Raw genomic sequence first — 21,463 nt, 5'->3', positions numbered from 1 at the left:
GGCGGACCCGGGGGTCAGGGGGCGGTCAGCAGGAGGGGGCGGAGGGCGGCCACGATGGGGGCGTCGGCGGGGAGCCAGGTGACGGTGTCCAGTTCGGCGGCGGAGAGCCAGCGCATGGCCTGGTGCTCCAGCGCCTTCGGCTGGTCGTCGTGCAGGAGCCGGGCCGCGTACACCTTGAGCACCGAGCGGCCGTGGGCCATCCGGACGTCGCGACCCACGCGGTCGCCGATCTTGACGCGTACGGCCAGTTCCTCGGCGCACTCACGGGCCAGCGCTGCGGTCTCGCTCTCGCCCGGCTCGACCTTGCCGCCGGGGAACTCGTACATCCCGGCCACCTCGGGCGGCGCGGACCGCGCGCAGGCCAGCACCCGCCCGTCGCGGATGATCGCCGCCCCGACGATCACCTTCGGCTCGCGCCGCTCGTCCTGTCCGCTTCCGCCTACCCGTTCGGTCCACACGGGCGTCCAGCGTGCCAGATCAATCGTCGGTTTGGGTACCGTCCCCGACCGGTAGGTCAGCAGAACACGGAAGTGTGGGCGTGGACACACCGTCCCGCTGACGACAGACTAGGGAACATCGCGAGGACACGGGACGGCGACGATTTGGCCACAAGCCGGCAACGACGCCTGGGAGGTGCGGTGATGCGCGGGCTGTTCAACAGCCGGGCGAAGCACGACTACCTCAGCGACGCGCTGACGCTCCTCACCGGGTGGATCCGGGAAGGTGAGCAGATCCGGCGGACCCTCGTGATGGACGACACCCAGCACGCGGCGCTGACCGAACGGGTCAAGGTGGTCGCGGACGCGCTCCGGCTCCGTCCAGAGATCAGTCGCCGGGCCGAGGAGACCCAGATCCGGGTCGGGCACGGCGACGGTGAGCCGCTGACCGAGGGCGAGGTCCTGCTGGCGGCCCGCATCGAGGACGCGTACCGGGCAGTCACCGCTTCCTGAGCGGCACCCGTCGAGGCCGCAGTCTGGTGGCACGTGTCCATCGTCGGTCCCCGTCCCCCACCGCCGGGGGTGATCGGCGGCGTCGCTCCCAGCCTAGGGCTCGCCGGTGCCGCCCGGCCTCGCCGGAACGTGCGGGACCGGGCCCGCCGAGTGGCTGGCCGTCGACGCTCCGTCGCCCCCTCCTGAGACTTTCCTGAAAATCTGTCGTTTCGGTGAAGTCGCCCCAGGGTACAAGCTTCGGCACGGGCAGGCTGAAAAGGCCCGTAGAGGACTAACCCACACGAAGTTATCCCCCTTGGAGCTGACATGACCACGCCCACCGGCACCAACGTCACCACCCACGGCGTCGACCACGGCGACAACCTCGGCCACCACGACGTCCGCCTCGCGCGCCGGCACGGCGACGAGACCAAGCCCTCGTGGAAGACCACCGAGCTCGCCGTCTACCTGCTCTCCGTGATCGGCGTGCTGATCGCCTCGAACGCCGTCGGTGACGGCGCCGCCAACAACGGCGGGGACTACTTCGCCGCCGACAAGGCCTGGTGGTACATCACCCTGCTGACCATCGGTTACCTGGTCAGCCGGGGCCTGGCGAAGTCGGGCAGCCGCACCCGCGACGACGACCCGCGCACCAACCACTGACGACCGCACCTCCGCAGCCCCGCCGCGCCGCGTCCCCCGACGCGACCGGCGGGGCTCGTGCGTGTCAGCGCGCCGGTTCGCCCTGCACGGTGGACAGACCCAGGGCCCGGCGTACGGCCAGCTCCGTCTGCGGCTCGCGACGCTGCTCGGCCTGCGCCACCAGCCGGAGCGCCTGGTCACGGTCGGCGGTCTTCTCGGCGTCCCGCCAGTGCGCCCCGGCCTCCTGCGCCTCGGCGATCAGCTTCTCCATCGGCTCCTTGACCTGCGCCGGCCACGCCTGGGCGCTGAGCGCGAGCCAGAACCGGCCGTTGGCCGTCGCCGTCCGGGCCAGCATGGCGCGCAGCTCGTCCGGCGCGGCGGTCGGGCCCTGGGCGGCGAGGACGGCCCGGGCATCATCGAGCTCGCGGGTCGCCATCAGGTAGGCCAGCTGCTCGGGGCGGACCACCGTGGCGTCCTGGCGCAGCTGCCGCGTCAACGGCGTCGACCCGGCGGCCAGATAGCAGGTGATCTGCGGATAGGTCGGCCACTCGACCCGCGACGGGACGTACCAGCGCAGCCGCACGTCCGCCGGGAGCGAGAGCGGGTCGAGGACGTAGCTGCGCTGCTGCTGCCGGCAGGCCGTCTCGGCCCGCGCCGACAGCGCGGCCGTGCCCGGGTACGCCTCGCCGGCGTGCCGAACGTAGGCGGGCAGGCGGTCGACCAGCTCTGCGTCGTGCGGCGCGGTGCAGGGCACCGTGGTGACCTCCTCCGGCGCGGTGCGCGTACCCGTGGGGGTGTCGTCGACGCGGAAGCAGTCACCCGCCTGCAGCCCCCGGACGCCGACCGGCGGGTCGGGCCGGGACACCACCCCGGTGAGGACCAGCGCCAGCGCCAGCGCCCAGACGCCGCAGAGCACCAGGCCGGCGACCGCCAGGCCCCGGCCCCGATCCCCGGTCCGCCTGATCCGGCGCAGCGCGACCACCCCGACCACCGCCCCCAGCACGCCGCCGAGCAGGCCGAGGACGAAGGCGGCGACCGCCAGGCGGTTCATCCGCCCGTGCGACGGCCGGGACCCCGCCCACGGCTCCCACTCGCCCGCGGCCGCCTCGGCGAGGCCGGGCGACGGCGGTTGCCTCGACCTGGTGTCGTCCGTGGTCATGTCGCGTTCCTTCCCCCGTGTCCCCCTTGCGGCGTGCAGACTAGTCGACCGGACCGGTGGCGTCCGCTTCCTACCGTGGGATCCATGGCCAATGCGACGTACGACCGCAAGGAGCAGTTCCAGCAGATCCAGAGTGGACTGCTCGACGGAGAGCAGATCATCGCCGTCTACGACGCCGTCGGCACCGGTACCGGGTTCATCGGGCTCACCGACCGGCGCGTGATCATCCAGGACCGGTCGTTCATCGGCAAGCGGTACGCCATCACCAGCATCCCGTACTCGAAGATCACCAGTGTGAGCGTGGTGAGCAACAAGTCGTGGGGCGGCTCGTTCTTCTCCACCGGAGCGATCGCCGTCCACGTCGGCACGCACACCTACGAGGTGGAGTTCCGGGGCGCGCAGAAGAGCCACCACGTGCACAACGTGATCCTGCACTACATCTCCTGACCCCGGCTGTCGCAGCTTCCGGCTACCGTCGCCGGCATCGCGTACGACGACCGACGGGGAGTGGTGGATGGGCGCCAAGACCGGATTGCTGGCCTTCGCCGACGGGGACGTGCCGACCGCACTCCGGCGCGTCGGCACACCCGACGCTCGCCGCACAGCCGAACTGGTCCGCCGCACGCACCCGGGTTTCGAGGTGAGCGCCACCGATGGCAACACCCTCTCCGACGGCAGCTACCCGCCGGACAAGGTGACCTACGCCGCGAGTCTGCCCGGCGTCGACATCCTCTGCGACCGTCGGTTCATGGTGGACCGTCCATCCGAGCTGCCGGCCCATCTGCTGGGGCTGGCCGCCGGCCGGCGGGTCGTCCTGCACGCGATGCACTCAGTCGTCGACTGGCTGGCCTTCGCCGTCTGGGAGGACGGCGAGCTGGTCCGCTCACTGAGCGTCTCCCCCGACGGCGGTGTCGGCGAGGACATCGGCACGCCGTACGCGTTCGAGCTGCCGCACCGGGCGGGCCAGCACCCCGTCCTGCCCGCAGCGGAGTGGGACGACGAGGAGCCGTACCCGCTTCCCTATCACCCGCTGGAGCTGGGCGAGGAGGCGCTGCGTCACCTCTTCGGGTTCACCATCGAGGGCCGCCGGCGCCCGGGCGACGTTGACGCGGACGCGATCGCGCTGCTCGGCTTCCGGGTGGTGGACCCGACCGGCCGCGAGGCCGCCGAGCGCCGCGCCCTGCTGGAGCAGGTGCAGGCGATGGGGCCACCCCGCCAGTTCCGTTACGAGAACGGCCGGATGGTCGAGGTCGTGGACCGGTGAGCGCCCCGGACGGTTCCGCCGGCGTGTCCCGCGCGGCCGACCACGATCGGGTACGCCGGAGCTACGACACGGTGGCCGAGACGTACTGGGAACGCATCGGCGACGAACTGGCCGGCAAGCCCCTCGACCGGGCGCTGTTCGCGGCTCTCGTCGAGCGGACCGGCGACGCTCCGGTGGCCGACCTGGGGTGCGGGCCCGGGCACGTGGCGGCCTGGCTGGCGGAGCGCGGCGTCACCGCCGTCGGCGTCGACCTCTCCCCCGCGATGGTCGCCGCCGGCCGGCGCAGGTTCCCGGAGGTGGAGTTCCGCCAGGGTGACCTGCTGAGCCTGCCGGCGGCGGACGGCGAGTTCGGCGCGGCGGTGGCGCTCTACTCGGTCATCCACCTGCGCCCGGCGGAGCTGCGGCCGGCGTTCGCCGAGATGCGGCGGGTGCTGCGGCCCGGCGGCGCGCTGCTGGTGGCGTTCCACCTCGGCGCCGAGGTGCAGCGGCTGACCGACTGGTGGGGCCACGAGGTCGATGTCGACTTCCACCAGCACGAAGTGGAGACCGTCGCCGGAGCACTGCGCGCGGCCGGCTTCACCGAGGAGGCGCGGCTGGAACGGGCACATCACCCGCAGGAGGGCGAGACGCGGCGCTGCTACCTGCTGGTCCGGCGCCCGGACGAGGAAACGAGCTGAGCGGACGTGTCGAGGGCCATCGCTAGGGTGCGGCGGTGACCGGAGAACAGCTCACGCTCCCCGCTCCGAGTCCCTCTGCCGCTGAGGAGCGGGGTCCGTCCAGCGGGGCGTACGCGGGTGTCACCCGACGTGAGTCCGCACCCCCCACGACTCGTTGCCGGTTGGCTAGGGTGCTCGGGTGCGTAGATCGGCTTCCGTCCTGGCCGCGCTCCTGGCGGCCGCCCTGCTGCCCGGCTGCACCGGCGGACCCTCGGCCGAGGACCGCCCGGTGAACTTGAAGGCCCGGGTGTTCCTGAGCACCTACGCCAGCGACGCCCAGGCGAAAGCCGTCGAAACCCACCTGCGCGGCTACCAGGGGCCGCTCCGCGGCGACCTGCGCAAGCTCGACGGCGTCGACTCGGTCGTCTTTCCGGGCAGGAAATCGCAGCCGTCGGTAAACGAGTGCATGATGAGCGTCCGGACGGCAGCCGATCCCGCGCCCAAGCTCGACATCGTCGTCTTCCTCATGAACGAGGCGTCCGAGGCGGAGAAGCAGGCGGTGCAGTCACTCCTGCGGGCGGTGCCCGGCGCGCGCGACGTGCGGCTACGCGGCCGGGACGAGGGGTACGAGATCCTCAAGGAGAGCTACCGGGACGTCGCCCCCGAGATCGCCGCCTCCGCCGAGCCGGAGGACCTGCCGGAGGCGCTGGTCCTGACCATGGTGGACCGCGACGCGGTGTTCCGCGCCAACGACGACCGGATCGACGAGCAGGTCTGCCGGCTGACCGGGGTCGGACGGGTCATCGTCCCGCCGAAGCCGCTGGCCCGACGGGGTTCGGCATAGCCGTCAGCACTGGTCGAGGCGGCGGAACTCGTCGACGGAGACGACCTCCCCCGCGCGCCAGGTCCGCACCATCCCTGAGCGGAGCTGCGGATCGGCCAGCACCTGCTCGGGTACGAAGGTGACGCCGTCCAACTTCCCGTCCCCGGAGCCCGCGCCGGTGAGGACGCCGGCCAGGACGTACTCGTGGTCGGCGGTCAACGCCCGCGGGTCGCGCCCCTGCGCGGGCTGCTGCGGAGAGTCGTCCGTCCAGCCGTCCCCCGGATCGCTCAGCACGACGCTGTCGGGGCGGTCGTCGCCGGCCGGCCGGAGGGTCACCCGTACCCCGCCCTGCGCGGCGTCGGTGAGGGTCAGGCGGTCCAGCTCCTGGTCGGGGCAGAGCGCGATCAGGCCGACGAGGCGGCCCTGCGGGTCGACGGTCACGCCCAGCTCGCCGCGTAGGCGCGGGGTGCAACCCGCGAGACCCCACGCGACCAGAATCAGGGCCGTCACAACGGCCGTCGGGCGCATGAGCATCTCGTCCCCCCAGGGGTACGGCTCCCCTCAGCGTAGGGACGCCCGGACACGGGCGGGTCACAGTGGAGCCGCCCCACGTCGGACCGGCGCAGGCCGCGCCTACCATCGGCGAATGGATCATGGGCGCGGCTCGGCCCCGTTTCGGACGACTCTCTGGTCCACCTCGTCCGCGAGCTGCCCGTGACCTGGAGCGACGACTACATCTGGCGGACCTACTTCGCCGGCCGCCGACCCACGGCCGCCGCCGGCACCTGGCTGCTCGCCGACGAGGACGAGCGATGGGTACGGCTCGACCTCGGCGTCCGCGAGGCCGGCCCCGCCCGGGACCACGGGTCGCCCGACCGGTACGCGTTCGGCGACGCCCTGCTGGTCGACCACGACGGACGCGGGTTCGCGCTGCTGACATTCGACGGCTCGCCGGACGAGGGGTGGACGAACCGCTTCGACCGCTGCGCATCCTGACCGGCTGGGATCGATCGCGAGTCCCGGCAACGGTCGAGAGGAGCTTCGGGCTGGTCGTACAGCGTCGCCTACCAGCCGGACGTCGCCGCTGCGCTCCGGCAGCTACGTCAGGACGTGTACGACCGGGGCGCGTACCACCGCGAGGAGCCGGACCCGACCTACGCCCTGACCGAGGACGAGTTCCGCGCGACGCTCGATCCCGCGCACGACGACAGCGGAATCAACGAGTTCCTGCTGGACGATTGGCGAGCCGCGCAGCGGCGATCCCGGCCGGTCGACCCGGACTCGCTGTTCGCCGCGCAACCGCACTCGGGTACGCACTCCGTCATCGGCATGGTGAACGGCGGACCGGGGAGGACAGTTCCTCGCCACCGGCCGGGCGGCCATTCAGCCCCCGGCCGGTCGCGCTCTCACTGGAAACGCCTGCCGGGCCTTCTGGCACCGGTCGGCTTGTTGATCACGGAATCCTTGGCTCGGCGGCGCACCACGATCGCGCTCGCCCTCTTCCGCAACCCTTTCAGGATCCTGTCCTTCATCGCCGGCATCCCTTCTCGCGTACGTCAGATCAGTCCTGCGCGCTTCCGCACCGGACAATCGATCCTTCTCGTACCGCAGTCCGCGTACCCGATGGGACAGCAGCCATTCATCAACGTCGGGCCACCCTGCCCGGCCGACGCCGGCTGGCAGCCCGACCACCCCGCCCACCGCGCCTGACCAGGGGGAAACAGGCCGGAATCGGACGTGGAAGCGGAACGTGGCCGGTCCTCCCGCCAGCTGTGCCGACCTGGGCGGCCAGGTCGCGGGGAAAGTCCGGGCATCGACGGCGCAGATCGTGTCAGGATGCTCGGCATGTCTCGTCGCGCACTGAGCTTCGGAGTGGTGGCGGAGGCATACGAACGGTTCCGGCTGGGGTATCCCGTGGAGCTCTTCGACCTGGTGATGACGTACGCGGGTCAGCCGGTTCCGACTGCCCTGGAAATCGGCGCCGGGACCGGCAAAGCAACCCGTCTGTTCGCTGAGCAAGGGGTAACGGTCACCGCGACCGAGCCTGACGGGGCCATGCTCGCCGAGCTGCGTAAGCACGTGGCAGCAGACGTCAAGACCGTGCAAGCCGCGTTCGAGGACCTGCGACCGGGCGAGCGCTACGCGCTGGTGTACGCGGCAGCGGCGCTGCATTGGACGAACCCGGAGGGCCGGTGGTCGCGCATCGCCGCGCTGCTGGAGCCAGGTGGCGTGTTCGCCTCGTTCGGTGGACCACTCCAGCTGGCCGACCCGGCTGTGGAGGAAGCTGTTCGCGCGGCCCGCGCACCGTTCCTGGAGAGCGACGATGTTCCGTCTCCGGATGGGACGCCTCCGGGGCATGACATGCAGTGGCCGGGTACGGAGCTCCAACGGTCTGAGTGGTTCGCCGAAGTTCGGCAGTCCGTGATCGTGCGGCGGTCGACGATGAGTGCCCGCGACTACGTCGGCCACCTCTCGACCATCTCGGCTTATCTCGAACTGCCGGCCGCGGAGCGGGAACAGGTATTCAGCCGGATCATGCAGGTCCTGCCTGAGACGGTCGAGATTGCCGCCGACCTCACCGTCCATCTCGCTCGTCGGCGCTGCGAGCAGTAGTGCTTCGACACTCAGATGCAGGAGTAGCAGCCCGTTGAGCTTCCATATGCACCTGCGGGCCACGGCCTCCAACGAGGTCCCAGAGGATTTCTCGTCGCTGCTTGACTTCATGTCCACCGCCTGGGAGGCGCATCAGGAGGAGCACGCTGCTGGCATCGCCGATTCCATCGACAAGGACTTCGGCCACGTCCACGAGCTCTACACGATGGGCGCAGAGCATGGCGACGCCACGAACCCGGCCAACACTCTGCCGATCTTCGGTGGTCGGCAGATTTCCAGCCCGGCAGAAGACCAACCGCCGTTCGTCATCCTCACCCCGGCCGAGGTGCGGAGGACGGCGGAGTTCCTCCGGATCGTTCCGTTCGGCGAACGCTGGCAGATCGCGGGGACGAAGCTCTCCAAGCCGTACATCGGGTGGGAAGACGGGAACGCGGCCAGGAACATCTTCCTCGGCCACCACAACGACCTGCGCACCTTCTACGAGCGGGCCGCGCAAGCCGGCCACGCCGTGATCAAAGCCTTCTGGTATTAGCCGCTTCAGGCAACGCTCGAGGTCGGTCAGCCCGAACCGCACGGCCGATTTGGCTTCCACGCGGGCCCATATCGTGCGTTTCCGCAGGCCAACAGGATGTGTGTGTGACGGCGAACCTAGCGGGAAGGTCGGTCGGATGACCGACCCAGGGGAGCGGGCGCGAAGCGCGCTCCAGCGAATCCACAAGGCTGCCGTGCGCCATCGGGACCTTGAGCTGCACCACGCGGCCGACGAGATCGTCCGAGCGGCCAAGACGAGGGGCCTCGATCCGGGGTCCGTCGAGTCGTACCGCCCCTGCCCGGTGTGCGGCGCTGAGCCGGGTCAGTTGTGCATCAACGTTCCTGGCCGGCCGGTGCAGCCGGGCGACATGCACCCTGAGCGCACGAAATAGGGCCGCTTTCCGTTCCCGTCAGCTACCGAAGTGGACGCAGCCAAGGCGGAATCAGACGTTGAAGCGGAACTTAGAGCGGCTGTCCCGCCACCAGCGCGGACGGCGTGCGACGCCTGCTCACATGGCGTCTCAGGCTGCCATCGTTCACGGTTGCTTGACGACGTTTCACAGTGTCTTGTGCCCCCTGTGTGCCCCACACTGACGGGATGCAGCAGCGCTTGCAGCCCGCCGGACCGGCGGATTAGAGGCACAGACCGAGCGATGAGGCTCGCCGCACCGCCTCGGTTGTGGTGACGACTGAGTCTCGGCTGTGGTTGGCGCGACTCGCCTCGGTTGCTGTCGCCGTTGCTGTCACCACGACCTATGCCTTACGAGATCAAGTTGCTCACCTGGGTCTACCTGCGCGAAACCGGCGTGGCCTGCGGAAACCCTTCTCGGCATCTCTCGACGTCAGCGGTCGAGGGTCGACCTGTTGAGGACTGGATGAGGACTGAGACAGGTCACGGATGCGGCTATCTGATCCCTAGCCTCGGCGATGCCGTCCGAAGCTGTCCCGATCCGACGCTAGCCCTGAGCTCTGCGGCTTTTGCTGTCCCCGCCTGTCCCTGCCCGTCCACGGCCGTTGCTGCCAACCATTGCTGTCACTATCAGCTTGGGAATCGCACAAGATCGGCTTCGACGTGCGCCGCTTCTCCTGCTCGCCTCGGCCGTAGGCGGCCTCACGTAGCCCCCGATGACATCGGCTTCTGGCCCGTGGATGGCCCGTCTCAGGAGGCAGGCAGTAGGTGGTGTAGCAACGACGCGGCTTGTAATGTCACGAACGGGCCTCGCGACCCGGCATGCGGGTAGTGACCTCCTGCAGCGTCCAGCCGTTTCCGTCCGGGTCCTGGAATGAGGCAAACGAGTTGTAGCTATTACGTTCGGGGTCGGGGCCGGGTTGGCGCGCCTCGGGCCAGAAAGCGCCGCCGGGGCCGTGGTAGACCTCGGTGACGTCGACGCCCCGCTGGGCTAGCTCCTCCCGTGTGGCCACGACGTCGGAGGTCACTAGCTCTAGGTGCCGCATCGACCCCGGTGCAGCGGCTATCGGCAGGCCTTTGCCGAACGCGATGGACGTATGGCCGTCACCAGTCGGGGTCAGTTGCACGATGCGGACGTCGTCGCTGACCTTGATGTCTGCGTCCAGTCGCCAGCCCAGGCGATCCCGGTAGAACTCCAGCGCCCTGTCGACATCCGACACCGGGATCGTGACCACCTCAAGATTGACGTCCATCGTACCCACTCCTTGCCTGTCCTGTCTGCGGTGTTCTGTCCCGACGGCGGGAACCCTTTGGTCCTGGCCCCGGGCCACCCGGGCTCCCGCCGGCCATCGTCACCAAGACCGGACCAACGCCCCTGTGATCGAGGAGCGGGAGCGGCTACTGCCGCCGCTGTTCCTACCGCCGGACGTTACCCCCGACTGGGCCACGTCGCGGAGGATCCGGAGGTTGTGCTGGCCGGATTTCCGTCGCGAGGGTCCGTGGCCCGCTGCCGGTGAAGAGTGGTTCGGTTGCGGTCCTGTGTCGTCTGATGCCGGTCGTTGCTGTTGCTCTCGCTGCCTCCTGGCTGCCTCAGCGCGCTGCCCTCCTACTAGGCGTTGACCTGTCGGCGGCCTGGACCTGGTCTTCGTCGACGACGCGCTCGTGCCTGCGGTGCCTGTTGGCCACGGGGCTCGCGTCGGTGGCGCCAGGTAGTTTGCCGAGAGTGAGTATGTGGGTTTACTTTCAAGGGCTCGAATCCTCCGAGCTGCCCGTGAAGCCGGCGGGTTTTGAGGCCCTATTCGATGTGGAGTTTGACGAGCTGCGCCGACGAGTCCGGGCAGGTGACGCAGTATGGCTGGAGAGCGGCTTCTTCCAGCTGAATGAGCTTTACTTGCTCCAGTCGCAGCTGAGCGGAGACCGGGAGTTCCCCGTCTTCGGAGGTCGGCACATACCGGACCCCGGCGGCGGCCCGGGCCACGTGGCGCTCGGGCCGCCGGACGTGGCGCGCACGGCAGCGTACCTGGAGAGAGTTTCGTTCCCGGACCGGTGGCAGGAGTGGCGGCAACTGCCCTCATCCGAGTCCGATGAGGAGCTGCGGGAGCGCCTGGCTCAGTACCACTCAGACCTACGGGCCTTCTACGCCAGGTCCGCGGAGCGGGGCTGGGCGGTGGTCAAGCACTTCTCGTTCTGACCCGCTCGGGATTTCAGGTCGACGGCCGGAACCGCGAGGGATCGCGCAGGTAGGACGACTCCTTGACCCCCAGGCAACCAACACGGCTCGCTGACCTGGGACGGCGAGGGCTTCTAGCAGCGTCAATCGTCCACCGACGTCCGTGGTCGTCCCTTACTGATCACACCCATCGTCACCCAATTAGTCACCCGGGCTGGCCGGCCCTCGGTCGCGGCTCCATGCCGCCAGCAGCTCCACGGCAAGCCAGTGCCCATTAGCCAGGGCGTAGTCCAACGGCGTGCGGCCTTCACGATCGGCGGCGTAGGGGTTCGCGCCTCGGGCCAGCAGCAGGGCCGTAACGTCCACATGCAGAGGCCCCCCGGACTGGAGAGCACCATCGCCCTCCAAGTCCACGGCATGATGCAACAGAGTCATGCCTTGCTCGTTGGGATCCTCGACGGCGGCTCCAGCATCTAGAAGTTGCCGCAATCGGGTGAGGTCTTCCATCTCTACGGCGTGGTGAGTCGGGGTCACCCGCCCAACCTAGAACCTTTACGATCCGGCCCCACCGTCAGACGTTGAAGCGGAACTCCACCACGTCGCCGTCCTGCATGACGTACTCCTTGCCCTCGATCCGGACCTTGCCGGCGGCCTTGGCGGCCGCCATCGATCCGGCCTCGACCAGGTCGGCGTAGGAGACGACCTCGGCCTTGATGAAGCCGCGCTGGAAGTCGCTGTGGATGACGCCCGCGGCCTCCGGCGCGGTCGCGCCGACCGGGACGGTCCAGGCGCGCGCCTCCTTGGGGCCCGCCGTCAGGTACGTCTGGAGCCCGAGCGTGCGGAAACCGATCCGGACGAGCTGGTCGAGGCCGGGCTCGTGCTGCCCGATCGACTCCAGCAGCTCGCGGGCCTCCTCCTCGGGCAGGTCCACCAGCTCGGCCTCGATCTTGGCGTCCATGAAGACCGCCTCGGCGGGCGCGACCAACGCGCGCAGCTCGTCGAGGAACTCGGCGTTGGCCAGCTCGGCCTCGTCGACGTTGAAGACGTACAGGAAGGGCTTGGTGGTGAGCAGGTGCAGCTCGCGCAGGTGCTCCAGCTCGATCTTCGCGGCGGCGGCGCCGGCGTAGAGCGTGGTACCGCGGTCGAGCACGTCGACGGCGGCCTTGGCGGCGGCGACCGCGGCGGCCCGGTCCTTGCGGAGCTTGGCCTCCTTCTCCAGCCGCGGCAGCGCCTTCTCCAGGGTCTGCAGGTCGGCGAGGATCAGCTCGGTGTTGATCGTCTCGATGTCGTCGGCCGGGGAGACCTTGCCGTCGACGTGCACCACGTTCGGGTCGGAGAACGCGCGCACCACCTGGCAGATCGCCGAGGCGTCGCGGATGTTGGCCAGGAAGGCGTTGCCCCGGCCCTGCCCCTTGGAGGCGCCCCGCACCAGGCCGGCGATGTCGACGAACGACACCGGCGCCGGCAGCACCTTCTGCGAGGAGAAGATCTCGGCGAGCGTGGCCAGCCGCTCGTCCGGCAGCCCGACCACGCCGACGTTGGGCTCGATCGTGGCGAACGGGTAGTTCGCCGCGAGCACGTCGTTCTTGGTGAGCGCGTTGAACAGGGTGCTCTTGCCGACGTTGGGCAGGCCGACGATGCCGATGGTGAGACTCACGACGGGCCAGCTTACGCCGATGTCCGCCGACACCCGGCAGGTAGGCCCACCAGCCGGGGGAAAAGACGTCCCGGGTACGCCGGCAGCGTTGCTAGCCTGCCCGGATGACGAGCGGGGCGGGCGAGCGGCTGCCGGAGCTGTACGTGGCGGTGGACGTCGAGGCGGACGGCCCGATCCCCGGCCCGTACAGCATGATCTCGCTGGGCATGGCGGTGGCCGGGCGGCCCGACCTCGCCTTCTACACCGAGCTGAAGCCGATCTCCGACGACTTCGTGCCGGCCGCCCTCGCGGTCTCCGGGCTCGACCGGGACCGGCTGCTGCGGGAGGCGCCGACCGCCGAGGAGGCGATGGGCGCCGCCGCCAGCTGGGTCAACGGGCTGCGCCGGATCGGCCGGCCGGTCTTCCTGGCCGCGCCCGCCGTCTGGGACGGCATGTTCGTGCACTGGTACTTCGTCCGGTTCACCGGCCGCAGCCCGTTCGGCGCGACCGGGTCCGGGGTGGACCTGCGCAGTTGGTGGATGGGGCGGACCGGCTGCGAGTGGGTGCGGACCCGCAAGGGGATCATCAAGCACGAGCTGGGCCTGACCGACGTGCCGCACACCCACCACGCCGGGGAGGACGCGGCCGAGCTGGCCCAGGTCTTCGACGCCGCGCTCCGGCACCGCCCCGGGCGGGCCGAGGCCGGCTGAACCGGCTGCGCCGTCCGCGTACCCGAAGGGCCGGCGCTCAGGCGGTGAGCAGCCGGGGTTCGATCCGGGTCTCCCGGGCGCCGCCCGCGCCGTCCGGGGTCAGCTCGTACGCGGCGACGCCCTCGCGGTCGGCGACCGCCTCGGCCAGCCGGGTACCCCGGTAGACCAGCCCGACCCCGTCGTCGGTGCAGTGGCTGACCGGCAGGGTGCCGTCGCCGACCAGCCGGTGCATCAGCGGGCGGCGCTGCTCCTCGCTGTCGTAGTGCACCCCGTTGCCGTACGGCAGCCACCCGAGGCCGTCGGTGTAGGCGCGCAGCGTGCGGCCGAAGCTGTCGGTGGCGCCGCCGACGTGCCAGCAGATCGAGCCGGCGGAGACCCCGCCGAGCACCACACCGGCCTCCCAGCACTCGCGCAGGATCTCCGGCAGGCCGTGCACCCGCCAGACGGCGCAGAGGTTGGCGACGCTGCCCCCACCGACCCAGATGATGTCCTGGGCGAGCAGATGGGCCCGGATGTCGTCGACGGTCGGCATCGGGAACAGCGCCAGGTGCGAGGGGCGGAACCGGGTGCCGGCGAAGGCACCGTAGAAGACGGTGAACGCGGTGGGCTGGTCGCCGACCGCCTGGTTGAGGTAGCAGATCTTCGGCTCGTCGGCCCCGGCCAGCTCGGCCATCAGGTCGAAGACCGGCCCGGGCTTCGCGTCCCAGGGGCCACGGTCCCGGCTGCTGAAGCCCATGCTGGTCGCGACGATGGTGGGTTCGCTGGCGGACACGGATGATCCTTCCGTCGGGCGGGGTGACGCCCCCCATCCTGCGTCATCGCCGGCCGAGCCGTCGGCCCGGTCAGCCCGCTTCGGCGGCGGCGAGCAGCGCGCGCAGCAGATCCCCCAGGCGGGTCTGGTCCGCCGGAGGCAGCGCGTCGAGGATTCGTCGCTGCACCGTCAGGCCCGCCTCGGCGGCCTCCTCGACCGCGCGGCGGCCGGTGTCGGTCAGGGTCACCCGCAGGCCCCGCCGGTCGGCGGGGTCGGGCGCGCGGCGCAGCAGCCCGGCCCGTTCCAGCCGGTCGAGCCGGCCGGTCATCCCGCCCGAGGTGAGCATCAGCGCGGCGGCCAGCTCCTTCGGTGCCAGCGTGTACGGCTCGCCGCTGCGGCGCAGCGCGGCCAGCACGTCGAACTCGCCACGGCCGATGCCCCAGTCGGCGTAGACCCGCTCCTGCGCGTCGCCGACGATCCGGGCCAGCCGGTAGATCCGGCCGAAGACCGCCATCGGCTCGGGCCGCATCCCGGCGCGCTCGCGCCGCCACTGCTCGACGATGAGGTCGACGTCGTCCCGGTCGGTCACCCCCGGATTGTGCCCCACGTCGCCCTTCCACTCTTCGCTCACGGGTGATTAGCTTAGCACTAAGCTACTTACTGCGAAGAGAATCGAGTGCCCGATGAGCCGTCGCCGCACCGACATCGCGTTGACCGCCCTCGCGCCCACCGTCTGGGGCACCACCTACCTGGTCACCTCCGAGCTGCTGCCGCCGGACCGGCCGCTCTGGTCCGGCGCGCTGCGGGCGCTGCCCGCCGGGCTGCTGCTGCTCGCGCTGACCCGACGCCGGCCGCACGGCTCCTGGTGGTGGCGGGCCGCCCTGCTCGGCGCGCTGAACATCGGCGCCTTCTTCCCGCTGCTCTTCCTCGCGGCGTACCGGCTGCCCGGCGGCACCGCCGCCGTGCTCGGCGCGGCCCAGCCGCTGCTCGTCGCCGGCCTCACCGTGCTGGTGCTGCGGGACCGGCCGCACCGGCTCGCCCTGCTGGCCGCCGCGGCCGCCCCGCTGGGCGTCGCGCTGGTCGTGCTCCGGCCGGACGCCGGCACCGACCCGCTGGGCGTGGCCGCCGGCCTGGCCGGCACCGCCGCGATGGCCACCGGGCTGGTGCTCACCCGCCGCTGGGGCCGCCCGGCCGGGATCAGCACCCTCGCCGCGACGAGCTGGCAGCTCACCGCCGGCGGCCTGCTGGTCACGCCGGTCGCCGTCGCCGTCGAGGGCGCGCCGCCGGCCCCGGACGGCCCGGCCCTGCTCGGGTACGCCTGGCTCGGGCTGGTCGGCACCGCGCTGGCGTACGTGCTGTGGTTCCGGGGCGCGGCGCGGCTGCCGTTGACGCAGGTCTCGGTGCTCGGCGCGCTGAGCCCGCTGACCGCCGCGGCGCTGGGCTGGATCGTGCTGGACCAGGCGCTGAGCCCGACCCAGCTCACCGGCTTCGCGCTGGCGGTGGCGGCGATGGTGGTGGCGCAACTGCCCGCCCGCCCCGGCGGTGCGGCGTCCGGACCCGTCGGTCGCCCCGGCGGGGCGGCTCAGCCGGCCAGGCGCCAGTCCGCCCCGAGGGCGTCGGCCTCCGGCAGCGCCCCGGCGGGCAGCTCGGCGGCGGCGGCCAGCGGCAGGGTGAACCGGTGCGCGGCGGACGGGCCGGCCGCGTACGACTCGCCGAGCATCCAGCGCACCTCGTCGGCCGTCCAGCCCAGCCCGCGCCGGCCGGCGATCTCGCGGACCAGCCGCAGCCCCGGGCGGGTGTCGTCGTCGTAGAAGCGCATGCACCAGTGGTGCGCCCACATGCCCAGCGCCCGCACGCCGGCCGGATCCAGCGACGCGGCGAGCCGGCCACACGCCGTCTCCCCGAAGGGGCGCCCCGGCTCACCGACCCGGTCCCGCTCGATCGCCCCGTACGCCGCCGGCGCCACCGCCCGCATCCGGTCGTAGAAGCCCTGCACCACCGTGCGATCGAGCCGTGCCCGCCCCGACCGCATCAGCGGACACCCCGCCCGGCCACGCTCGCCATCGCCCCCGCACCCTTCTTGAGTTGGTGGCGGGACCGTACCGACCACTACCGACAATTTCTCGCGTCCGATCCCTTGTCCCGCAACGGATCGCTGCCCTGAGCTGCGACGCCCGGATCGGTGGGAGCGGACCGGGAGGGCGGGGCGTCGGGCGTCACACACTCAGGTCCGATTCCCGCGAGCCACCGGCCTGACCAGCGGGCATCATCGGTGTCGTGGAGTTGGACCTCGAACGGTGCTACCGGGCCGTGGACAGCCGTGACCAGCGCTTCGACGGCTGGTTCTACACCGGCGTGACGTCGACCGGGATCTACTGCCGGCCGTCCTGCCCGGCGATTCGGATCCGGTCAGGCCGGGCGGCCCTCCCCCCCGGCCCGGCCGGCGTCGCCGGCCGCCGGGCCGCCGAGGCGCTGGTGGCTCCAGTCGATCAGGGGCTGGAGCAGCGTCATCAGCTCCTGCCCGTCCCGGCTGGGGGCGTAGCGGATCTGGACCGGCGAGGTCGGGATCACCGTGCGCTCCATGAGCCGGTCACCCTCCAGCTCCTTGAGCCGCTGCGCCAGCAGGCGGTCGGAGATCCCGGTCACTGCCGCCCGGTACTCCCCGAACCGGCGCGCGCCGCGCATCCCGGCGAGCAGGATCGCCCCGGTCCACCGGCGGCCGACCAGTTCCAGCGCGTCCTGGAAGGTGCGGCAGCCCGTGTCGTCGATCCCCTGGTAACGCCGGAAGGCGGCGGTCTGATCGCTAGTCACTTACCAAATACTAGTAGCTAACCTCAGGTTTGCCGAGGCTGTGGCAGCCTCCCACCCTTGAGTCATGACCGACTACGGACACCCGATCACTTTCGGGCTAAGCCTCGATCCGTCCGCCCACGAACTGGACGCGACGCGACAACTGGCTCAGGCCGCGGACGACGGCGGTTTGGATTACCTCGCCGTCCAGGACCATCCCTACCAGCCCGGCCACCTTGACACCTGGACGATGATCAGTCACCTGGCCGCCCGGACCAGCCGGATCAACTTCCTCACCGACGTCGCCGACCTGCAACTGCGTCCGCCGACCATGCTGGCCAAGGCCGGCGCGTCACTCGGCGTGCTCACCGGCGGCCGGATCGTGCTCGGCGTCGGCGGCGGCGCGAGCGCGGACGCGGTGGCCGCCATGGGTGGCACACGGCGCACCGGCGGGGACACCGTCGCGTACACGACCGAGGCGTTGCAGATCATGCGTCGGGCGCTGGCCGGGGACGTGGTGCGCTTCGCCGGCGCCCACCTCGCGGTCGAGGGTTACCGCGGCGGACCCGTACCGCCCGCGCCGGTGCCGCTCTGGCTGGGCGGCCAACGGCCCCGGATGCTCACCGTGGCCGGCCGGCACAGCGACGGCTGGATCTCCCCGCTGAACATCTACGTCCCGCCGGAGGAGGTGCCGTCCCGCCAGCAGATCATCGACGAGGCGGCCCGCGCGGCGGGGCGGGATCCCGCGGTGGTCCGGCGGATCTACAACGTCATCGGCACGATCGGCGGGTCGGGCGGGCCCGGCGGCACCGGGCTGGTCGGAGACGCGCAACTCTGGGTGGACACTCTCACCCGGTGGGCGGTCGACCTCGGCTTCGACACGTTCATCTTCTGGCCGACCGCCTCGCCCCGCTCACAACTGCGGGCGTTCACCGAACGGGTGGTCCCGGCGGTCCGCGAGCAGGTGCGCGAGTTTCGGGGGCAGCGATGACCGCCGCCCTGGCCCGCGTCCCCGAGTCCCTCACCGGGCGGATCGTCACGCCCGGTGACCGCCGGTACGGGCTGCTGCGCTCGACGTACACCACGGCGAACTCCCCCGCCGGGGTCCTGCTGCCGGAGACCACGGCACAGGTGGTCGACGCCATCCGGTACGCGCGGGAGCAGGGGTTGCCGCTCGCCGTCCGCAGCGGCGGGCACGGCCTCTCCGGTGCCTCCTCCAACGATGGCGGCCTGGTCATCGACCTGTCCGCGCTCGACCGGGTGGAGGTGCTCGACGAGCGGTCCGGGCTGGTCCGGGTGCAGGCCGGTGCCCGTTGGGCGTCGGTCGCGGCGGCGCTGGCCCCGTACGGGCTGGTGATCAGCTCCGGCGACCACGGCAACGTCGGCGTGGGCGGCCTGGCCATCGGCGGTGGCGTCGGCTGGCTGGTCCGCTCGTACGGCCTGACCATCGACCATGTCCGGGCGGTCGAGGTGGTGCTGGCGGACGGGACCTTCGTGCGCGCGGACGCGGAGCACGAGCCGGAACTGTTCTGGGTGCTGCGCGGCGCCGGCGCGGGAGGCGGAGTGGTGGTGGCGTTCGAGATCGAGGCCACCGAGGTCCGCAACGTCGGGGTGGCGCAGATCGTCATCGAGGCGGAGCGGGACGGCCGCACCCTGCGGGAGTGGGCGGGCTACCTGGCGCAGGCGCCGCGCGAGCTGTCCACGGCTGCGGTCCTGTTCCCGCACGGGCCGTCGGCCGTGTTGTCCATCACGGCCGTGGTCACCGCCGAGAGCCTGCGGCGGGTCCGGCCCGCCGTGCAGCCGTTGCTGGAGATCGGGAAGGTGCTCGAATACCGGACCGACCTGGTGCCCTACTCCGCCCTGGTGCCGACCGGGCACCTGCACCCGAACGTCGGGCACCAGCGGAGCACCACCACCAACGGCCTGCTCACCGGCATGGACGACGCCGCGGCCCGGGCCATCATGCGGGCGGCCGCCGGGCCGGCGCGCGCACTGATCCAGCTGCGCTCGGTGGGCGGGGCGGTCAACGACGTCGATCCCGGCGCGACCGCCTACCCGCACCGGCACCAGGACACCCTGGTCACCGCCTCGGTGTTTCCGCCGCACGGCGGAGCGGCGCTGGACACCGCCTGGAAGGGCATCGCCGCACGGGCCGACGGCGCGTACGTGAACTTCGAGAGCCGGCCGGATCCGGCCGCGTTCGCCCGGATCTACCCCGGCGAGACCGGAGCCCGGGTGGCGCGGCTGTGGCGGCGGTACGACCCGGACGGCGTGTTCCGGCCGGCCCTGCTCGCCGACCGGAAGGGCCGGCGACGCCACTGACGCCCGGGTCCGATTCCCGCCAGCCGGCGGGCTGCCGAGCGGGGCATCATCGGTGGCATGGAGTTGGACTTCGAGCGGTGCTACCGGGCCGTGGACAGCCGTGACCAGCGCTTCGACGGCTGGTTCTACACCGGCGTGACGTCGACCGGGATCTACTGCCGGCCGTCCTGCCCGGCGATGACGCCGAAGCGGCAGAACGTCCGGTTCTTCCCGTCGGCCGCCGCCGCGCAGGGCGCCGGGCTGCGCGCCTGCCGCCGCTGCCGCCCGGACGCGGCGCCCGGCTCGCCGCAGTGGGACGTCCGGGCCGACGTGGTGGGCCGGGCCGTCCGGCTGATCGCCGACGGGGTGGTCGACCGGGACGGCGTACCGGGGCTGGCCACCCGGCTCGGCTACACCGAGCGGCACCTGCACCGGATGCTCCGCGCCGAACTGGGGGCCGGCCCGCTGGCGCTGGCCCGGGCCCAGCGGGCGCAGACCGCCCGCACCCTGATCGAGACGACCGGGCTGGGCATGGCCGAGATCGCCTTCGCGGCCGGGTTCGGCAGCGTCCGGCAGTTCAACGACACGGTCCGCGAGGTCTTCGGCACCGCCCCGTCGGAGCTGCGGGTGGCGCGGGGCGGCCGGTCGGTGGCGGGCGGCGCGGGGACGATCACGCTGCGGCTGGCGTACCGGCCACCGCTGCACGCCGCCGCGCTGCTGGACTTCCTCGCGCTCCGCGCGCTGCCCGGCGTGGAGGAGGTACGCGACGGGACGTACCACCGGGGGTTGCGACTGCCGCACGGCGCGGCGGAGGTGGCGCTGACCCCGGCGGCCGGCCACGTCTCGGCGACCCTGCGCCTGGCCGACATGCGCGACCTGGCCCCCGCGGTGGCCCGCTGCCGCCGGCTGCTCGACCTCGACGCGGACCCGCAGGCCATCGACGAGACCCTCGCCGCCGACCCGGCCCTGGCCGCCGCGGTCGCGGCCGAGCCCGGCATCCGCCTGCCCCGCGCGGTGGACGGCTTCGAGGCGGCCCTGCGTGCCGTGGTCGGCCAGCAGGTCTCCGTCCGCTCCGCCCGCACCACCCTCACCCGCCTCCTCACCGCCGCCCCCATCCCGCAGCCACCCGTCGATCATGAGGTTGACGGCGAGGTGAACCTCCAGAACCCCGGTCAACCTCATGATCGACCGGGGCTGCGGGGATTCCTCCGGGCGGCGGAGGTGGCGGAGTTGCCGGACTCGGCGTTCGGGATGCCGGCCGGGCGGCGGGAGACGGTGCGGGCGCTGGCCCGGGCCGTCGCCTCCGGCGAGATCGACCTCGACCCGGGCGGAGACCGGGAAGAGGTGTTCCGGCGACTGACCGCCGTGCCCGGGATCGGATCCTGGACCGCCGGCTACGTGGCCATGCGCGCCCTCGGCGACCCGGACGTCCTGCTCCCCACCGACCTGGCCGTACGCCGGGGCGCCGCCGCCCTCGGCCTGCCCACCGACCCGAAGACCCTCGACACCCACGCCGAACGCTGGCGCCCCTGGCGCTCGTACGCGGTGATCCGACTCTGGAGAGCAGCATGAGCATCGACAGCACCGTCATCGACACCCCCGTCGGCCCGCTGAGCATCCTGGCCGGCCCGGACGGGGCCGTTCGGGCGGCCGGCTTCACCCCGGCCCCGGAGAACCTGCTCCCGCTGGTGCATCCGAGCCTGCGCGGGGCGCTGCGGCACCGCACCGACCTCGGCCCCGTCACCGTCGCCGTCCGGTCCTACCTGGACGGTGACCTGACCGCCATCGACGGGGTGCCGGTGCGGCAGCACAGCGGCGGAGCGTTCATGACCTACGCTTGGGAGGTGCTGCGCGAGGTGAAGCCGGGCGAACCGGTGACGTACACCGGGTTCGCCGGGCTGGCCGGCCGGCCGGCCGCCGTACGGGCGGCGGCCGCCGCCTGCGCCCGCAACGCCGCCGCCCTCTTCGTCCCCTGCCACCGGGTGCTGCGCACCGACGGGACGCTCGGCGGCTACCGCTGGGGACTGGACGTCAAGGAATGGCTGCTCGGTCACGAACGGCGGCTGACGGCAAGCTGAC

General features: G+C 72.0%; 27 protein-coding genes and 2 pseudogenes. 19 read left to right on the top strand and 10 right to left on the bottom strand.

The features are described from left to right. Positions 1–14: 14 nt before the first annotated feature. Positions 15–404, bottom strand: coding sequence for a (deoxy)nucleoside triphosphate pyrophosphohydrolase (locus GA0074696_RS07430; protein ID WP_088964413.1), 390 nt, complete (start codon positions 402–404; stop codon positions 15–17). A gap of 237 nt (positions 405–641) precedes the next feature. Here GA0074696_RS07430 and GA0074696_RS07425 point away from each other — a divergent pair, with 237 nt between their 5' ends. Together GA0074696_RS07425 and GA0074696_RS07420 are read left to right on the top strand one after the other, a co-directional pair. Continuing rightward, positions 642–950, top strand: a complete 309-nt coding sequence (locus GA0074696_RS07425; protein WP_088960404.1) for a 4a-hydroxytetrahydrobiopterin dehydratase — start codon at positions 642–644, stop codon at positions 948–950. A 306-nt stretch (positions 951–1,256) separates the two neighbouring features. Further along, on the top strand, positions 1,257–1,592 hold the full coding sequence (locus GA0074696_RS07420) for a hypothetical protein (RefSeq protein WP_088960403.1): 336 nt from the start codon (positions 1,257–1,259) through the stop codon (positions 1,590–1,592). A 64-nt stretch (positions 1,593–1,656) separates the two neighbouring features. On the opposite strand, the gene GA0074696_RS07415 is transcribed toward GA0074696_RS07420, so the two are convergent. After that, positions 1,657–2,730 carry a DUF4190 domain-containing protein gene (locus GA0074696_RS07415; RefSeq protein ID WP_088960402.1) on the bottom strand — a complete coding sequence of 358 codons (1,074 nt, stop codon included), beginning with the start codon at positions 2,728–2,730 and terminating at the stop codon, positions 1,657–1,659. An 84-nt stretch (positions 2,731–2,814) separates the two neighbouring features. Here GA0074696_RS07415 and GA0074696_RS07410 point away from each other — a divergent pair, with 84 nt between their 5' ends. The 4 genes from GA0074696_RS07410 (at position 2,815) to GA0074696_RS07395 (ending at position 5,494) form a co-directional block, all read left to right on the top strand. Beyond that, positions 2,815–3,177 carry a PH domain-containing protein gene (locus tag GA0074696_RS07410; RefSeq protein ID WP_088960401.1) on the top strand — a complete coding sequence of 121 codons (363 nt, stop codon included), beginning with the start codon at positions 2,815–2,817 and terminating at the stop codon, positions 3,175–3,177. A 67-nt stretch (positions 3,178–3,244) separates the two neighbouring features. Continuing rightward, positions 3,245–3,994 (top strand): DUF6928 family protein, encoded by a 750-nt coding sequence (locus GA0074696_RS07405; RefSeq protein WP_088960400.1) that lies wholly within the window; start codon positions 3,245–3,247, stop codon positions 3,992–3,994. Further along, entirely contained in the window at positions 3,991–4,671 is a 681-nt protein-coding gene (locus tag GA0074696_RS07400; protein ID WP_197700820.1) for a class I SAM-dependent methyltransferase, read from the top strand. The genes GA0074696_RS07405 and GA0074696_RS07400 overlap by 4 nt, the downstream gene beginning before the upstream one ends. Positions 4,672–4,849: 178 nt before the next feature. Then, positions 4,850–5,494, top strand: a complete 645-nt coding sequence (locus GA0074696_RS07395) for a permease-like cell division protein FtsX (protein ID WP_088960399.1) — start codon at positions 4,850–4,852, stop codon at positions 5,492–5,494. A 3-nt stretch (positions 5,495–5,497) separates the two neighbouring features. Here the strand turns inward: GA0074696_RS07395 and GA0074696_RS07390 are convergent, their stop codons facing one another. Next, positions 5,498–5,914, bottom strand: coding sequence for a hypothetical protein (locus GA0074696_RS07390; protein ID WP_157745851.1), 417 nt, complete (start codon positions 5,912–5,914; stop codon positions 5,498–5,500). 273 nt (positions 5,915–6,187) lie between these two features. Between GA0074696_RS07390 and GA0074696_RS07385 the strand changes: the two genes are divergently transcribed. From GA0074696_RS07385 to GA0074696_RS32730, 5 genes are all read left to right on the top strand, one after another. Then, positions 6,188–6,469 carry a hypothetical protein gene (locus tag GA0074696_RS07385; RefSeq protein ID WP_088960397.1) on the top strand — a complete coding sequence of 94 codons (282 nt, stop codon included), beginning with the start codon at positions 6,188–6,190 and terminating at the stop codon, positions 6,467–6,469. A gap of 114 nt (positions 6,470–6,583) precedes the next feature. Continuing rightward, on the top strand, positions 6,584–7,183 hold the full coding sequence (locus tag GA0074696_RS07380; RefSeq protein ID WP_088960396.1) for a hypothetical protein: 600 nt from the start codon (positions 6,584–6,586) through the stop codon (positions 7,181–7,183). A 126-nt stretch (positions 7,184–7,309) separates the two neighbouring features. Beyond that, a complete protein-coding gene (locus GA0074696_RS07375; protein WP_231925293.1) occupies positions 7,310–8,086 on the top strand; it encodes a class I SAM-dependent methyltransferase in 777 nt (258 codons plus the stop codon). 34 nt (positions 8,087–8,120) lie between these two features. After that, positions 8,121–8,618, top strand: coding sequence for a DUF1877 family protein (locus GA0074696_RS07370; protein ID WP_088960395.1), 498 nt, complete (start codon positions 8,121–8,123; stop codon positions 8,616–8,618). A 136-nt stretch (positions 8,619–8,754) separates the two neighbouring features. Further along, the gene (locus tag GA0074696_RS32730) at positions 8,755–9,009 is read left to right on the top strand and encodes a zinc finger domain-containing protein (RefSeq protein WP_088960394.1); all 255 of its coding nucleotides are present in this window, start codon (positions 8,755–8,757) and stop codon (positions 9,007–9,009) included. Between the two features lie 814 nt (positions 9,010–9,823). Here GA0074696_RS32730 and GA0074696_RS07360 read toward each other — a convergent pair. Then, positions 9,824–10,279: a VOC family protein gene (locus GA0074696_RS07360; protein WP_088960393.1), complete on the bottom strand. Its 456-nt coding sequence runs from the start codon at positions 10,277–10,279 to the stop codon at positions 9,824–9,826. A gap of 470 nt (positions 10,280–10,749) precedes the next feature. Here GA0074696_RS07360 and GA0074696_RS07355 point away from each other — a divergent pair, with 470 nt between their 5' ends. Further along, positions 10,750–11,217 carry a DUF1877 family protein gene (locus GA0074696_RS07355; protein WP_157745850.1) on the top strand — a complete coding sequence of 156 codons (468 nt, stop codon included), beginning with the start codon at positions 10,750–10,752 and terminating at the stop codon, positions 11,215–11,217. A gap of 180 nt (positions 11,218–11,397) precedes the next feature. On the opposite strand, the gene GA0074696_RS07350 is transcribed toward GA0074696_RS07355, so the two are convergent. Further along, positions 11,398–11,730, bottom strand: a complete 333-nt coding sequence (locus GA0074696_RS07350) for an ankyrin repeat domain-containing protein (protein ID WP_231925292.1) — start codon at positions 11,728–11,730, stop codon at positions 11,398–11,400. 37 nt (positions 11,731–11,767) lie between these two features. Beyond that, complete coding sequence (gene ychF / locus GA0074696_RS07345) at positions 11,768–12,853, bottom strand: redox-regulated ATPase YchF (protein ID WP_088964409.1); 1,086 nt, start codon at positions 12,851–12,853, stop codon at positions 11,768–11,770. A gap of 104 nt (positions 12,854–12,957) precedes the next feature. Between ychF and GA0074696_RS07340 the strand changes: the two genes are divergently transcribed. Further along, the gene (locus GA0074696_RS07340; protein WP_088960391.1) at positions 12,958–13,542 is read left to right on the top strand and encodes an exonuclease; all 585 of its coding nucleotides are present in this window, start codon (positions 12,958–12,960) and stop codon (positions 13,540–13,542) included. A 37-nt stretch (positions 13,543–13,579) separates the two neighbouring features. Here GA0074696_RS07340 and GA0074696_RS07335 read toward each other — a convergent pair whose 3' ends face one another. Continuing rightward, positions 13,580–14,314, bottom strand: coding sequence for a Type 1 glutamine amidotransferase-like domain-containing protein (locus GA0074696_RS07335; protein ID WP_088960390.1), 735 nt, complete (start codon positions 14,312–14,314; stop codon positions 13,580–13,582). 70 nt (positions 14,315–14,384) lie between these two features. Further along, positions 14,385–14,924, bottom strand: a complete 540-nt coding sequence (locus GA0074696_RS07330; RefSeq protein ID WP_231925291.1) for a MarR family winged helix-turn-helix transcriptional regulator — start codon at positions 14,922–14,924, stop codon at positions 14,385–14,387. A 52-nt stretch (positions 14,925–14,976) separates the two neighbouring features. Here GA0074696_RS07330 and GA0074696_RS07325 point away from each other — a divergent pair. After that, positions 14,977–15,750, top strand: a pseudogene (locus tag GA0074696_RS07325) (EamA family transporter); the annotation flags it as partial. A 125-nt stretch (positions 15,751–15,875) separates the two neighbouring features. Here the strand turns inward: GA0074696_RS07325 and GA0074696_RS31680 are convergent. Then, the gene (locus GA0074696_RS31680; protein WP_231925290.1) at positions 15,876–16,325 is read right to left on the bottom strand and encodes a hypothetical protein; all 450 of its coding nucleotides are present in this window, start codon (positions 16,323–16,325) and stop codon (positions 15,876–15,878) included. Between the two features lie 245 nt (positions 16,326–16,570). On the opposite strand from GA0074696_RS31680, the pseudogene GA0074696_RS07320 reads away from it, so the two are divergent. Beyond that, positions 16,571–16,694 (top strand): annotated as a pseudogene (locus GA0074696_RS07320) (Ada metal-binding domain-containing protein); the annotation flags it as partial. A gap of 8 nt (positions 16,695–16,702) precedes the next feature. Here the strand turns inward: GA0074696_RS07320 and GA0074696_RS07315 are convergent. Continuing rightward, on the bottom strand, positions 16,703–17,104 hold the full coding sequence (locus GA0074696_RS07315; protein ID WP_088960388.1) for a winged helix-turn-helix transcriptional regulator: 402 nt from the start codon (positions 17,102–17,104) through the stop codon (positions 16,703–16,705). A gap of 64 nt (positions 17,105–17,168) precedes the next feature. Between GA0074696_RS07315 and GA0074696_RS07310 the strand changes: the two genes are divergently transcribed. Genes GA0074696_RS07310 through GA0074696_RS07295 form a run of 4 tightly spaced genes read left to right on the top strand, consistent with a single transcriptional unit; the run spans position 17,169 to position 21,462 of the window. Continuing rightward, a complete protein-coding gene (locus GA0074696_RS07310) occupies positions 17,169–18,074 on the top strand; it encodes an LLM class flavin-dependent oxidoreductase (protein ID WP_088960387.1) in 906 nt (301 codons plus the stop codon). After that, positions 18,071–19,405 (top strand): FAD-binding oxidoreductase, encoded by a 1,335-nt coding sequence (locus GA0074696_RS07305; RefSeq protein WP_088960386.1) that lies wholly within the window; start codon positions 18,071–18,073, stop codon positions 19,403–19,405. Before GA0074696_RS07310 ends, GA0074696_RS07305 begins: the two co-directional genes overlap by 4 nt. Before the next feature lie 57 nt (positions 19,406–19,462). Further along, complete coding sequence (locus GA0074696_RS07300) at positions 19,463–20,956, top strand: DNA-3-methyladenine glycosylase 2 family protein (RefSeq protein ID WP_088960385.1); 1,494 nt, start codon at positions 19,463–19,465, stop codon at positions 20,954–20,956. Next, positions 20,953–21,462 (top strand): methylated-DNA--[protein]-cysteine S-methyltransferase, encoded by a 510-nt coding sequence (locus GA0074696_RS07295; RefSeq protein ID WP_088960384.1) that lies wholly within the window; start codon positions 20,953–20,955, stop codon positions 21,460–21,462. The genes GA0074696_RS07300 and GA0074696_RS07295 overlap by 4 nt, the downstream gene beginning before the upstream one ends. Position 21,463: the final 1 nt, after the last annotated feature.

The organism is Micromonospora purpureochromogenes, assembly GCF_900091515.1.
GTDB lineage: Bacteria > Actinomycetota > Actinomycetes > Mycobacteriales > Micromonosporaceae > Micromonospora > Micromonospora purpureochromogenes.
The sequence above is the reverse complement of the archived record's forward strand: the minus strand, read 5'-3'. Positions and strand labels throughout refer to the sequence as shown.

Coding starts and splice junctions, on each gene's coding strand:
- GA0074696_RS07305 (WP_088960386.1), top strand. CDS start 18,071: ATGACCGCCGCCCTGGCCCGCGTCCCCGAGTCCCTCACCGGGCGGATC.
- GA0074696_RS07410 (WP_088960401.1), top strand. CDS start 2,815: ATGGCCAATGCGACGTACGACCGCAAGGAGCAGTTCCAGCAGATCCAG.
- GA0074696_RS07420 (WP_088960403.1), top strand. CDS start 1,257: ATGACCACGCCCACCGGCACCAACGTCACCACCCACGGCGTCGACCAC.
- GA0074696_RS32730 (WP_088960394.1), top strand. CDS start 8,755: ATGACCGACCCAGGGGAGCGGGCGCGAAGCGCGCTCCAGCGAATCCAC.
- GA0074696_RS07360 (WP_088960393.1), bottom strand. CDS start 10,279: ATGGACGTCAATCTTGAGGTGGTCACGATCCCGGTGTCGGATGTCGAC.
- GA0074696_RS07375 (WP_231925293.1), top strand. CDS start 7,310: ATGCTCGGCATGTCTCGTCGCGCACTGAGCTTCGGAGTGGTGGCGGAG.
- GA0074696_RS07415 (WP_088960402.1), bottom strand. CDS start 2,730: ATGACCACGGACGACACCAGGTCGAGGCAACCGCCGTCGCCCGGCCTC.
- GA0074696_RS31680 (WP_231925290.1), bottom strand. CDS start 16,325: ATGCGGTCGGGGCGGGCACGGCTCGATCGCACGGTGGTGCAGGGCTTC.
- GA0074696_RS07310 (WP_088960387.1), top strand. CDS start 17,169: ATGACCGACTACGGACACCCGATCACTTTCGGGCTAAGCCTCGATCCG.
- GA0074696_RS07340 (WP_088960391.1), top strand. CDS start 12,958: ATGACGAGCGGGGCGGGCGAGCGGCTGCCGGAGCTGTACGTGGCGGTG.
- GA0074696_RS07425 (WP_088960404.1), top strand. CDS start 642: ATGCGCGGGCTGTTCAACAGCCGGGCGAAGCACGACTACCTCAGCGAC.
- GA0074696_RS07295 (WP_088960384.1), top strand. CDS start 20,953: ATGAGCATCGACAGCACCGTCATCGACACCCCCGTCGGCCCGCTGAGC.
- GA0074696_RS07300 (WP_088960385.1), top strand. CDS start 19,463: ATGGAGTTGGACTTCGAGCGGTGCTACCGGGCCGTGGACAGCCGTGAC.
- GA0074696_RS07405 (WP_088960400.1), top strand. CDS start 3,245: ATGGGCGCCAAGACCGGATTGCTGGCCTTCGCCGACGGGGACGTGCCG.